The sequence below is a fragment of the Microcoleus sp. N9_A2 genome (genome assembly GCF_036701775.1).
In the GTDB taxonomy this organism is placed as follows: Bacteria; Cyanobacteriota; Cyanobacteriia; order Cyanobacteriales; family Microcoleaceae; genus Microcoleus.
The window spans coordinates 14108-27335 of record NZ_JAUBRH010000045.1; the positions used below are offsets into that span (position 1 = coordinate 14108).

Here is a 13228-nt window from a genome sequence, read left to right on the forward strand (position 1 = left end):
AAAGCAAGGGCGACGATACGCACTTGCTTTTTTGTTTCTCCTGATTTTTTTCTTCTGGCTGCCAAAAGATGCAATATCTCGCCCCTGTTGATTGTCGCCAAGTAACTCAGTTTGAATAAACTTAACGATGACACAGCATATATCCGCCTACCGACTTAGCAGTTACTTCAAGGTGGCGGTATTGCCTGTAAAATACTCCCTCCCTCCAACATTTGAGACTTTCGGGATCTAGCCACTTCTGGGTGTTCCCAAGACTGTGCAAAGGGCGGAACCAAAAACGGACAAGCTTTCCACCCACCCTGTACCGCCACGCCGAGCATCTGGCAGGTTCCGCCCCTGTGTCCGTGCTGCTCGTAATACCGACAGTGCCGACAGCTTAAATTCCCTACATTTACGTTGCTCACGAGATTTCTCCAACCGTTTTTGTAATAAAAATATAATAACACCTGTACATCTACCGGAATTATGTACTATAATATATTTTACAATTTAAACTCGATCGCCAATGGGGAATCTGGAACTATCTTCTAGAGTAGAATATGCTCTGTTAGCGCTCTTGGAACTGGCGAGTCAGCACCCGAAGGATTCGCCCCTAACAGTGAACGAACTTACTGCTTCTCAAGAAATACCGGAACGCTATCTAGACCAAATTCTTGCCGTGCTGCGGCGTGCGAGTATCGTGCAGAGTCTGCGGGGGGCTAAAGGCGGTTATTTGCTGGCGAAAGAGCCTTGGCAGATTACTTTGCTAGAGGTGTTTTCGACTCTCGAAGGTGACGGCAGCGGCCAGACCCAAAAAGTTTCGGAATCTGCAACAATAGAAAAAACTGCGGTGCTAGAAATCTGGCAGGAAGCGAGACAGGCATCTTGGGCGGTGTTGGGAAAATACACATTACAAGATTTGTGCGAACAGCGGGATGTTCGCAAACAAGCAAATCCCATGTACTACATTTAACTGGAGAGAAAATAAGCCATGAAAATTGCTAGAGATGTTACAGAAATAATTGGTAGAACTCCTTTAGTTCAGCTAAATAAAATTCCCCAAGCCGAAGGAGTAGTTGCTCAAATTGTGGTAAAATTGGAAGGAATGAATCCGGCTGCTTCGGTGAAAGATCGGATTGCGGCCAGCATGATTCATGCGGCAGAAGATGCGGGGTTAATTCAACCGGGGAAAACTATTTTAGTAGAACCGACTTCAGGAAATACGGGAATTGCTTTGGCAATGATTGCGGCGGCGAAAGGCTACAGTCTGATTTTAACGATGCCGGATACGATGAGTTTAGAGCGCCGATCGATGTTAAAAGCTTACGGAGCTCAGTTGGAATTAACTCCGGGACATGAAGGGATGTTAAGCGCGATCGCCCGTGCGGAAGAAATTGCAGAAGAAACCCCCAATGCTTTCCTGCTGCAACAGTTTCGCAATCCCGCTAATCCGAAAATTCACCGGGAAACCACGGCCGAGGAAATTTGGGAAGATACAGACGGTAAAGTAGATTTTTTTGTGGCTGGAGTTGGCACCGGCGGTACGATGACTGGAGTTGCTGAGGTAATTAAACAGCGGAAACCGAGTTTTAGGGCGATCGCAGTTGAACCCGCCAGCAGCCCCGTGCTTTCTGGAGGCAAATCTGGTGCTCACAAAATTCAAGGGATTGGTGCAGGATTCATCCCGGAAGTGTTGAAACCAGAGTTAATTGATGAAGTAATTGCAGTTAGCGACGAAGATGCGATCGCCTACAGCCGCCGGCTAGCCAGAGAAGAAGGATTGTTGTCAGGAATCTCAGCAGGTGCGGCTTTGTTTGCCGCAATTCAAGTCGGGAAGCGGCCCGAAAATGCTGGAAAATTGATAATTTTTGTGCAGCCTTCCTATGGCGAACGCTATCTCAGTACAGTCTTGTTCAAAGACTTAGAACTTCCGACCGTCAGCCAACTCGAAGCATTAGTTTAAAAACTCAAAGATAGCAGTTTTTATCTAATCTTGTTGAGTATTGGATCGAATTGGTTTGATTTCGGTCAATCAATCGGACATGGTATAACTCCTGGGAGTATCTTATTTTTGCACAAAGCATTTTTTGTGATAAGCTGTCGCCCATCTAATTTGTGTATAGCAATCCTTTAGAATTCGCAAAATATGTAGAGTAGTGCCAGTATCCCGTACCTACTCCTACATATTTACACAATTCATTTAGGATTGCTATAGCACGGCTCTGGGTGAGGGGAACCCTACAAAACTGTTGCAATTTTTTTTATAATTAATCTTATATCTTAACAATAGTCTGGACAGTTTTTAGTTCCTAGGCTGAAACCCTCGATTTTTCGTTGGTAGCGAACTTGCCTTGGAGCCTTGAAACCCTTATTCTACGGTTGGCTATCAAAAACTGTCCGAAGAATTGATCTTAAGAGAGAAGAAATTATCGAAAATATTAGTGATTTTGATCTAGATTGAAATAGCTACAGTAGCCCAGAAGTACCGCTGTCTATAATTAAATACGGTTTACTTAAGACGATCTCCCTGGCACACCCCTTAAAAAGGGGGGAACAATAATCCCCTCAAAGTCCCCCTTCTTAAGGGGGATTTAGGGGGATCTCCGGGGCATAAATATGTTAAGTGAACCGTATTGGTCTATAATTAAATAATTCTCGTTTTCAGGGTGGGAACGAGAGAATCAATATTTTTTACAATCTTCATTGGCTGTCGCAGCACAAAGATTGACCGCCCACAAACTGATACAATGCCCAGACTCCTGTCGCGAACAATCTAAATATTTTAGACAAAAGTTCAACTTTCCTGCTTCCAGACTAATGTCTGGAGTCAATCTAAAATCTCAAAGCCATTAACTTCAGCGATATTCTATTTGCCTGCCACCAGCAACTGTTCAAAATCCGCTGCCGACACAGGAGGACTGAACAAATATCCTTGCATGGCATCGCACTCGTAGCGCCAGAGAAAATCTTTTTCTGCTTCCGTCTCTACTCCTTCGGCAATTACTTCAAGACACAGACTGTGCGCCATTTCGATAATAGCTTTGACAATCGCTGCATTTGTGCAACCGTCGGTAATGTTGCTGATAAAACAGCGATCGATCTTTAAAACATCGAAGGGGTATTGCGTCAGATAGCTTAAAGAAGAATAGCCAGTGCCGAAATCGTCAATAGAGATAGAAACTCCCAAATTTTTCAATTGCTGCAAAGTCGCGATCGCCCTTTCGGCATCCTCCACCATCAAACTTTCGGTCAGCTCTAATTCCAAACTGCTCGGTTCCAAACCAATTTCTGCTAAAATTTGGGCAACTCGGCTGCTGAGTTCCGGTTGGTGAAATTGGCGCGGCGACAGATTCACCGCTACCCGCAGCCCGGAAAAACCAGCATTTTGCCAAACTTGCATTTGCCTGCAAGCTGTCTGCAAAACCCATTCGCCTAACTGTACAATAAATCCTGTTTCTTCGGCCTCTGGAATAAATCCTGCGGGCGAAATCAGCCCTTTTTCGGGATGCAGCCAGCGCACTAAAGCTTCTGCACTCATAATTTTACCGCTCTGGACATTGATTTGCGGCTGATAGTAAACTTGGAATTCTTGTCGTTCTAGGGCGTCGCACAAACTTGTTTTGATCTGATCTAATTTATCGGCGGCTTCTTGCAGCAATTCGTTGTTTTGCGATCGCAAATTATGCTGCTGTTGGACAAAAGCTGCTTGTTTTTTCAAGCGGCTGGATATCGCGCCCACAAGCTCAGCTTTAGTAAAAGGTTTAGTTAGGTAATCATCTGCTCCCAATTCCATGCCTTGCCGCACTTCAGAGCGATCGGCTTTACCGGTCAGAAAAACAAAAGGTACTGTAGCAGTAACAGGATGCGATCGCAAGGCCACCAGCACCCCGTACCCGTCAAGTTCCGGCATCATCACATCGCAAAGAATCACGTCGGGAAGACTTGACACCGCGGCATTTAAACCCAGCGCCCCATTTTCTGCACCCGTCACGTCGAAACCTTCGGCTTTGAGGAGTTTGAGAATATTCTCCCTAATTACTTGATCGTCTTCAATCACTAGAATCTTTTTCATATGTCATTCCCTGAAAGCGATATAATTGAGCTGCCTTGCTGAGCGCGATCGGCGTGGTAATAACTGAAAATGCACAGCTAGATCGACCGGCACATCCGAATATTTTCCGACATAAATAGCAGACACCCCTGAAAAAGGCTAATTTTTTAAGGACAACTAGATTGATGTTTCTCTGCTTACTTAGCGCCGTCCGTATTATTACGAGGTTAAGTCAGAAATCTCTCAACTAATTCTAGGCGATCGCCAGTTAGCAGCGGCCTGAATAACTGCTAAAATGGTTGTACCGCTAGAGCGATCGGCTGCAAACAATCTCAGCCTATTTATAGCAGTTGCCCAAACCAACGCAACTGCAAGCAACTAGCAAACCCTTGCAGAGTAAGTATTGCCTCATTATTTAGTGTAAAATCTAAAACTTGTACGCTCGCGACTTGTACTGAGCAAAGCCGAAGTATCTAAAATCTAAAATCTAAAATGACATTACCTAGTGGATTCCCTGAGCCGGCACAGATTGGCGTCATAGAAGTTAAGCAATATCCTCAGTACCGCGCTGTCACCTACACCCACGCAGGCGATTTGCGACAAGCTACAGGAATCGCCTTCAATCCCTTATTTGAACACATCAGCAACAATCAAATTGCGATGACAACGCCAGTAGAAGCGCGCTACACGGAAACTTCCGAGCAAATCGATAAAGTTCCGGTTGCAGAAGTTTCCTTCCTGTATCCCGCACCAAACATCGCCCCCAGCAGCGTTAACTCTGCTGTGGAAGTCACTGATACTTCACCGATGACAGTTGTCAGTATTGGCGCGCGCGGGGCCTACACTTGGGAAAGTTACGAAAATAACCTCCAGAAACTTAAAGATTGGCTTCAAGAACATCCCGAATACGAAATAGTCGGGCCGCCGCGCCGCTTTTTTTACAACTCTCCGATGACGGCAGAAGCAACTAAAATCAGCGAGGTACAAATTCCCATCAAACGCCGCTGACGTGAACGACCAATTCGCGAAAGTGGCCACGCTGGCGGTGTTCCCAGAGATAAATTCCCTGCCAAGTTCCTAACAATAATCTACCGCGCGCGATCGGGATTTGTTCGGAAGTATGAGTCAGCGCAGTGCGAATGTGCGCCGGCATATCGTCGGGGCCTTCCGCATCGTGAATGTAACTCGCGCCCTCCGGTACAAGTTTAGCCAAAAAGTTAGCTAAATCCTTAAGTACATCCGGGTCAGCATTTTCTTGAATCACCAAGCTAGCAGAAGTGTGGCGCAAAAACAAGCTACAAAGTCCGGTTTCAATACCCGAATTCGCCACCGAATCTTCTATCTTAGGAGTGATGTTGCACAGAGACTTCCCTGTAGTTTGAATCTTGAGTATTTGCTGATGATGAATCATATCATCTCCGGTAAAATAACCATTATAAGGTTCGTAGTGAGGACTTCAGTCCTCTCTTTTTTGAGGACTGAAGTCCTCACTACAAACATCTAATATTTTAAACATTCAATCAGACTGTTTGCAAAACTATTGAATCACCGTCATCCTAATCGCCCTCTTTAAAATAGTCTACAACAGCTTGGGCGATCGCCTCAGTACCATTTTTATCCAACTTATCCGACAAACGCGGCGGATGTAGCGGCTGTCGCAAAAACCCCCAATCCCCCTCAAAAAACTCCGCCGCCGTCACAACTTGATGTTCCGCATAATTTTTCAGCCACTCCAACAACACCGCAGCTTCCGCAAAACCATCTCTCATAATAGAAACAACAGGTATTTCCAAGCGCAAAGCTTCCGAAAAAGTGCTGTATCCCGGTTTAGAAACCAAGCGCCCGCAGACAGGCATCATATCAACCGGGCGCGGTAAAATCGGGAAAGATTGTGCAAACTCCTGATTTTTGACTTTAATCAAATTCGGCAAATCGGGAGCTCCCCCATCAAAAGTAATAAATTGCCAATCGCTAAATTGCTGGAGATTGTGATAAGGAATTGCTTCTAAACCCAGCCCGCCAAAAGTCAGCAACACAGTTTTTTCCAGCGGTGATTTAATTCCGAATACTTCCCGAATTTCATCGTTACTGTAGCGAGGATTACCGCCCGTCAAGCCGACATCTTGAATATTTGGAAAAGCTGGCATCGGTTCATGTAAAGGCAGGCGAAAAAGCCGATCGCACTTTCCGAAACATTCACCAATCCAATCTGCCATTTCTACAAACTCCCCGCCCCAATCTCGATAGATAAAATCCCAGCCAAAATTGCTCATCATCCAGCAAGGAACCCCAGCAGATGCCGCCATTCGCGCAGCCAAAGGAGGAATATCTGCAAACACTAAACCCACCCGATTTTGCTTAATAAAATTAACTTCGCCCGCAATTATCGAATTTTGGTTTTTCCGAATTTCCCGCAACTTTTCCAGCGTCGCCTCTTTATCCATATGCAAACTATCAGCTTGCACGACACCCACATCTAAAGCGCGGGGACGAAGGATAAAATCGCCAGTAATATAACATTCTAGCAGCCAGCGAGGTGCTGTTGTGGTGATAATTAGTAAAATATCTGGATTTAATTCTTGAATTTTTGCAGCTACGGAGGAAACTCGGACAGCGTGGCCGAATCCGTGATTCGTGATGGCAATATATAATGTTGGTCGAGACATTGTTAATAGGGAATTGGGAATTGGGAATTGGGAATTGGGCATCGGGCATCGGGCATCGGGCATCGGGCATCGGGAATTAGAGGTAGAGACTGGAAGGCGACAAGGCCAAGCTTCAAGCGACGCACAACGAACAATGACACAATTAATAACTAATGACTAATGACTAAGCGGTTGTGTATTTAACTTGTATATTCCTAACCTTGCTCTGAGCAACTGCCGAGAATAGTTTTATTATTTTAGATGCAATTTAAAGGCGGACTAGCTTATGTTACCGATTGATATGCTCTCCGACCGATTGACTATAATAAAATTATTGGCTCTCCTGAACTTGTGGTGATAATTTTATCTAATCAGAAGAACAAGCTAATACGCGATTTCTAAAATTATTAAAATTACAAAAGCCATATCCTTGCCGCATTATCAACTTGATTCGATTGTTGATTCCTTCCATGACTCCACGTGTTGTTCGATTAAGAAAGTAGTTGCAAATACCCTCAAAATGATTTTCAATTGTTGATGCAGATTCTCTGAAAAATACTTGTGCATAATTTAGCCATTCTTTGATTTTTTTCTGCCCTTTTTTGACTGTCAAATTAGTTTCATATATTTCTCTAAATTCTTCTTTCATCTCATACGCAATTCTCAAGCATTCTGATTTGCCTAGTGTTGATTCCAATTTGTCAATCTGCTCGGAATTAAAATTTACTCGGTTACTTAATAATAAGTATTTACTTTGTCTATCTGTTATTCCGGCTGCTCTACGCAATTTATTCAAGTCTTTATTAACTATTTTCATTACATGGAAACGATCGATAACAACCTTGGCATTTGGAAATACTTTTTTGATAACTTTAGGGAATCCTCCCCACATATCAACACTCACCTCCTCAACTTGTTCTCGAACCTCAATTGCCTGTGTCATAAGAACTTCAATGATTTCTTCGGATCGATGAGAATCAATCATCTCAATTAAATTACCTTCGGAAATGTCACCAACGACGGTCACAAAATTTTCTTGACCTTTCCGCATACTTATCTCGTCCAGAGAGATTCGTTTAGCCTCTCCCCAATTTATTTTTTTTTGAGCTTTGTTTACTTGATCAAATATTCCTTTTATTTCGTGATAGCTCAGTTCTTCTTCTCGTCCAATTTGCTCCATGTTCGATTGCTTGACACGCTCATAAATATTTTGTTCATATCGTTGAGGATGTCGTCTTTTAATGTCCAAAAAATCTATTTTTTCTGTGGGATACCGTTGGCAAGTAGGACAATAAAACTGCCGTCGTGGGATTTTTAAATACACAGAACGACCAAAAACTGGTAAATCTCTTACTAAAATTGGTCGATTCTGATGCCTTTGTTCGGTATAATTTTGACAATGATGACAAACCATACCTTCTCCTAAAATCCTCAGTCCTAATAAAATTTTTCCCTCAATTTGAGTACAACTTTCAACCTTCACTCCAGGCAAGTCTAATATATAGTCCAAATAAAAGTCCATGACAGTAAATGTATTGTTTGTTGCATTATACACCATAAAGTTATGAGAGCCAAATTATTGTTTAATGATGAACGCCAATCCTCTCTTTATGAATAAATTAAAACTAAAATTTTTCCTCCTAACTTAATTATAATTGTACAGGGATCGAATATGCAAGAACCCATCAATCGCGCGCACCCTCAGACCAAACAGGCAATTGATTAATCTTGTCCAGGGTTATATCTACATACTTTTTACCGTCCGCCGCCCGATTTTCCCCAAAATATCCATCATCGCCATCGTGTTTGTGAGGGCCACTCAAAGCTTCTGCATAGCGGCCTTGCAAACGAGCTTGGTTGAAAGGAGAAGTTGCGTACCAGTACCAGCGAGTCGGAAAAACTATGCCGCCAATATCCTCAATTGAATCGCGAGTGCCGCGCAAATGGAAAATGCGATCGGCCTCTGCAAAACCATTTTCTCCCGAAAACACGCCCCCAACTGAAATAACAGTAATTTCTGCTTTCAGCCATTCTTTAAGATAGGGAGTAGCACCCAAAGCAACTTGTGCGCCGCCGCTAGTGCCAATTAAAATAACTTGCAAAGGTTTTTGAGGATTAGCTGAAATCAGAGATTTAGCATTCATTCGCTCGATAATTGCATGAGCAATTCCCTGATTGTATGCAAAACCGTAGCGATAATCCAGAGAAATTGCAAACCTCCAAAGATTGCGGATTTTGATGAATATATCCGCCCCAATCGGCCCACTTTTTGCCTGTGCTGCAAACCGCCAAAAAGGAGCTAGCCAGCGCTGTCCGCCTAAACTTTTGTTAGAAGCTGAATAAGGAAAAATATCCCCCACGGCTACGCACTGCGGGTGACTTTCAACTAAATGTTTGAGAAAAAATGCTTCTCCCGGTGTTAGTTCGTCCCCCGAAAAATCGCCAACTCCCGGTAAAAAGATGATATAACAATTGCTCGGTGAAGACTGGCGCGCTTCCGGGCTGCTGTCGTTCGGGGGCAATATCTCTGGCGAATTTTGCTTTAAACCCAAAGTTTCGGCACTTTGACCCAGCCACCATATAACAGTTCCCACTGGCGAAAGAATGCCCCAAACTAACAGGATTAGACCTGCGATGAGCAACAAATTTAAACTTCCTCCGCGCAGCCACGCAAGTATCTGCAAAATCAATCTTAGCATTTCATAAAATCTGGTAGAATGCCGGTTATACCAATTTAATGTGAAGTTGCACATATTCCGATCCCCCTAAATCCCCCTTAATAAGGGGGACTTTGATAGGAATCTTGTCCCCCCCTTATTAAGGGGGGTTAGGGGGGATCTGATTCGGGAGCAGCCTCATAAAAAATTGATATTAATTACCTAATTATGTAGAAATATTTTGGTGATTGTGCTGTATTAGAGCTTATTTTGTCCGAGTTGTCAACTATCTTGAGGAGCAGGAGTTAAAGGTGAGGGGAGAAGATTCAATTGCAGGTTTGCGAAGAACGCTTTGGAACGCACTTTCTTTGAACAGCAACTTTTACGAAAAAACTCCCTACACTGCCAGAACGAAGCGGATAGCTTTAACGATTGTAATTTTAGCAGCGGTGTCCCGCGTTTTTGGCAGTGCCGTCATTTTGTTAATCAATCGAACTGAGCTATCCGTGTTATTGTTAGCACTTTGGATAGATGCTTTGGCACTGGTGGGGGGTTATTATTTTTGGACTTTCACTATCTTTAAAATCGGGCAGTGGCTGAAGCCGGGTCACGTAACTTATGGGGAGTTGTTGGTTCCGATCGGCTTTGCCTACGCCCCGCAAGTGCTGAATTTCTTAACCTTAATTCCCTTGCTGGGAGAAGGGATAGAGCGGATATTAACTGTGTGGAGCTTGCTATCTGTAATTGTGGCGGTTCGCCAAGGTTTGGATATTAAAACTCGCTGGGCGGTGTTAATCTGTTTTGTGGGTTGGCCGCTGATTCAAATTGCGATCGGGTTTGTGAAAGTTATTAAACAGTTGCTTCCACAATGGCTTTAAAAGTAGCAACTTGTAATAATTAAAAAGGCAAAGAATACAAAAAAACTGCATTCTCAAGCCCTCCTAATTTCTGCGGCAAGTATGCGACTAATAGCCATTCAAAAAAGCCGCCAATTTTGCGATTGCGCTCCGGTGCGACAACAAGTCCCTTAACCTGTTAAAATAAAATTGCTTTGGGGCGCAAATACCCCAGCCAAGCTTGGGATTTCAAACAAAAGCATTCCCCGATCGTCATCGAGGCAGTTTCGCTTGCCAATTTGAGAGAATGCTTGACAGGGTGGCCGCGGCAAAGTAGATTTAGGCACAGCAGATAGCATGATTCTTGACGGCAACCACACCCCTACTATTCGGCTCTCCCCACTGTCCCTCCCCCCTTAGCAAGATACATTGTTAGAGAAGGAAATACACAAAAATTTACATCTATAATTTGTGTAGTGTTCCAAATCGCTCCTCACCAGCAGCGATACAGCCCTCGCCCAGACAGTAGGATAGAAAAAATATGTTTGAACGCTTTACAGAACAAGCCATTAAAGCAATCATGCTAGCCCAAGAGGAAGCGCGGCGCCTCGGCCACAATTTTGTAGGCACCGAGCAAATTCTCTTAGGACTCGTCGGCGAAGGCACTGGCATCGCTGCAAAAGTATTACTGGATATGGGCCTCAACTTGAAAGAGGCGCGCAATGAAATCGAAAATATCATCGGTAGAGGTTCCGGGTTCCTCCCGCCGGAAATTCCGTTTACCCCCCGCGTCAAGCGCATTTTTGAGACGGCGCTGAACGAAGCGCGACAGTTAGGACACAATTACATCGGCACCGAGCACATCCTGCTGGGACTGATCCAAGACGATGAAGGGGTGGCCGCGAAGGTGCTGCAAAACTTGGGGATCGATCGCCAGAGAGTTCGCACGCAGGTAATTCGTGCCGTGGGAGAAGTCGCGGCGGTATCAGGAGGGCGAGGAGATAGCGGTGGCGATCGCAAAATCCCAACTTTAGAAGAATTCGGCACTAACTTAACCAAGCTAGCAGCCGCAGGCAAACTAGATCCAGTCGTGGGCCGCGAAAATGAAATCGAGCGCGTGATCCAAGTGCTGGGGCGCCGCACGAAGAACAATCCAGTGTTAGTAGGCGAACCGGGAGTCGGCAAAACAGCCCTCGCCGAAGGCCTCGCCCAGCGAATTGTTAACAGAAACGTCCCGGAAATTTTAGAAGACAAACAAGTAATCAGCCTCGATATGGGTTCGCTGATTGCCGGTACAAAATTCCGCGGCGAATTTGAGGAACGGCTGACGAAAATTATGGCAGAAATTCGCGCAGCAGGCAACATCATTCTGGTAATCGATGAAATTCATACCTTAGTCGGTGCAGGCGCGATCCAAGGCAGCATGGATGCTTCCAATATGCTCAAACCAGCCCTGGCCCGAGGCGAATTGCAGTGTGTCGGCGCAACTACCTTGGATGAATATCGTAAGCACATCGAGCGCGACGCTGCCTTAGAACGCCGCTTCCAACCGATCAAAGTCGGCGAACCCAGCGTGGCTGAAACAATAGAAATATTGTACGGGTTGCGATCGGCTTACGAACAGCATCACCGACTGACAATTTCCGATGCAGCTATAGAAGCAGCGGCTACACTGTCAGACAGGTACATTAACGATCGATTTTTGCCAGACAAGGCGATCGACTTAATTGACGAAGCAGGTTCCCGCGTCCACGTCCTCAACTCGCAAACGCCGCCCGAAGTTAAAGAACTCAAAAAACAACTTCCGGCCGTCAGCAAAGAAAAAGATGCTGCTGTGCGCGAACAAGACTTTGATAAAGCTGGTAAATTGCGCGATCGCGAATTAGAAATCGAAGCCGAAATCGCCGAAGCTACGATCAACAAAAGCCACATCAGAATCTCTCCCATCGTCACTGAAGAAGACATCGCCCACATCGTGGCAAATTGGACGGGAGTACCAGTTAGCAAGCTGACAGAATCGGAATCGGAATTGCTGCTGCACATGGAAGACACATTGCACCAGCGTTTGATCGGTCAAGAAGAAGCTGTCAGCGCAGTTTCTCGCGCCATCCGCCGCGCGCGGGTCGGCTTGAAAAATCCCAATCGCCCGATCGCCAGTTTCATCTTTTCCGGGCCCACAGGCGTCGGCAAAACAGAACTGACAAAAGCCTTAGCAACATATTTCTTCGGTTCCGAAGAAGCAATGATTCGGTTAGATATGTCCGAGTTTATGGAACGCCACACAGTTTCTAAACTCATCGGTTCGCCTCCAGGTTACGTCGGCTACGACGAAGGCGGTCAACTAACAGAAGCAGTGCGTCGTCGTCCTTACACAGTGATCTTGTTCGACGAAATCGAAAAAGCTCACCCGGATGTCTTCAACATGATGCTGCAAATCTTGGAAGACGGCCGTTTGACCGATGCCAAAGGTCGGACAGTAGACTTTAAGAATACGCTGCTGATCATGACATCAAACATCGGTTCGCGAGTAATTGAAAAAGGCGGCGGTGGGCTTGGTTTCGAGTTTGCTGAAGGTGCCGCAGACGCGCAGTACAGCCGCGTTCGCAACTTGGTAAACGAAGAATTGAAACAGTTCTTCCGTCCCGAATTTATCAACCGCTTGGATGAAATTATCGTCTTCCGCCAGTTGAACAAGGAAGAAGTCAAGCAGATTGCAGATATCATGTTGCAGCAAGTCTTCGGCCGCTTAACCGAACAGGGTATTACTTTGTCGGTGACAGACAAGTTCAAGGACTTGTTAGTTACAGAAGGCTACAATCCCAGCTACGGTGCTCGACCATTGCGCCGCGCCATCATGCGGTTGTTGGAAGATGTACTGGCTGAGGAAATGCTGTCTGGAAAGCTGAAAGAAGGCCAAAGTGCGATCGTTGATGTGGATGAAAACGGTCAGGTTAAGGTAGTGCCCGATGGTCCATCTGAGCCGAAATTGCCAGAATTCGCATTAAGCCATTAATGCACTCTACAAACGCATAAATACTGTTGATTAAAAACCCGGTTTCT

The 13228-nt window shown here is 45.1% G+C and carries 13 protein-coding genes; 5 read left to right on the forward strand and 8 right to left on the reverse strand.

Translation table 11 applies throughout. From position 1 onward, the window contains the following. Nucleotides 1–167 precede the first annotated feature (167 nt). Entirely contained in the window at nt 168–404 is a 237-nt protein-coding gene (locus QUA44_RS21835; protein WP_333254004.1) for a hypothetical protein, read from the reverse strand. A 101-nt stretch (nt 405–505) separates the two neighbouring features. Here QUA44_RS21835 and QUA44_RS21840 point away from each other — a divergent pair, with 101 nt between their 5' ends. Next, nucleotides 506–952, forward strand: a complete 447-nt coding sequence (locus QUA44_RS21840; protein WP_332973162.1) for an RrF2 family transcriptional regulator — start codon at nt 506–508, stop codon at nt 950–952. 18 nt (nt 953–970) lie between these two features. After that, complete coding sequence (gene cysK / locus QUA44_RS21845) at nt 971–1942, forward strand: cysteine synthase A (RefSeq protein WP_333254006.1); 972 nt, start codon at nt 971–973, stop codon at nt 1940–1942. A gap of 903 nt (nt 1943–2845) precedes the next feature. Here the strand turns inward: cysK and QUA44_RS21850 are convergent. Beyond that, a complete protein-coding gene (locus QUA44_RS21850; protein ID WP_333254008.1) occupies nt 2846–4051 on the reverse strand; it encodes an EAL domain-containing response regulator in 1206 nt (401 codons plus the stop codon). A 222-nt stretch (nt 4052–4273) separates the two neighbouring features. After that, the gene (locus QUA44_RS21855; protein ID WP_333254010.1) at nt 4274–4408 is read right to left on the reverse strand and encodes a hypothetical protein; all 135 of its coding nucleotides are present in this window, start codon (nt 4406–4408) and stop codon (nt 4274–4276) included. A 114-nt stretch (nt 4409–4522) separates the two neighbouring features. Between QUA44_RS21855 and QUA44_RS21860 the strand changes: the two genes are divergently transcribed. Beyond that, on the forward strand, nt 4523–5038 hold the full coding sequence (locus QUA44_RS21860) for a heme-binding protein (RefSeq protein ID WP_265236875.1): 516 nt from the start codon (nt 4523–4525) through the stop codon (nt 5036–5038). Here the strand turns inward: QUA44_RS21860 and QUA44_RS21865 are convergent. The 4 genes from QUA44_RS21865 to QUA44_RS21880 form a co-directional block, all read right to left on the reverse strand. Continuing rightward, the gene (locus tag QUA44_RS21865; protein ID WP_333254012.1) at nt 5025–5441 is read right to left on the reverse strand and encodes a secondary thiamine-phosphate synthase enzyme YjbQ; all 417 of its coding nucleotides are present in this window, start codon (nt 5439–5441) and stop codon (nt 5025–5027) included. The two genes, QUA44_RS21860 and QUA44_RS21865, sit on opposite strands and share 14 nt — an antisense overlap. 145 nt (nt 5442–5586) lie before the next feature. After that, nucleotides 5587–6696, reverse strand: coding sequence for a glycosyl transferase (locus QUA44_RS21870; protein WP_333254015.1), 1110 nt, complete (start codon nt 6694–6696; stop codon nt 5587–5589). 346 nt (nt 6697–7042) lie between these two features. Beyond that, nucleotides 7043–8233 carry an ISL3 family transposase gene (locus QUA44_RS21875; protein WP_333309921.1) on the reverse strand — a complete coding sequence of 397 codons (1191 nt, stop codon included), beginning with the start codon at nt 8231–8233 and terminating at the stop codon, nt 7043–7045. Nucleotides 8234–8360: 127 nt separating this feature from the next. Beyond that, entirely contained in the window at nt 8361–9374 is a 1014-nt protein-coding gene (locus QUA44_RS21880; protein WP_333254019.1) for a hypothetical protein, read from the reverse strand. Nucleotides 9375–9580: 206 nt separating this feature from the next. Between QUA44_RS21880 and QUA44_RS21885 the strand changes: the two genes are divergently transcribed. After that, a complete protein-coding gene (locus QUA44_RS21885; RefSeq protein ID WP_333309924.1) occupies nt 9581–10210 on the forward strand; it encodes a hypothetical protein in 630 nt (209 codons plus the stop codon). A 149-nt stretch (nt 10211–10359) separates the two neighbouring features. Here the strand turns inward: QUA44_RS21885 and QUA44_RS30780 are convergent, their stop codons facing one another. Continuing rightward, entirely contained in the window at nt 10360–10527 is a 168-nt protein-coding gene (locus tag QUA44_RS30780) for a DNA cytosine methyltransferase (RefSeq protein WP_445243689.1), read from the reverse strand. Between the two features lie 182 nt (nt 10528–10709). Here QUA44_RS30780 and QUA44_RS21890 point away from each other — a divergent pair, with 182 nt between their 5' ends. Then, nucleotides 10710–13181, forward strand: coding sequence for an ATP-dependent Clp protease ATP-binding subunit (locus QUA44_RS21890; RefSeq protein WP_333254023.1), 2472 nt, complete (start codon nt 10710–10712; stop codon nt 13179–13181). The last annotated feature ends 47 nt before the right edge of the window (nt 13182–13228 follow it).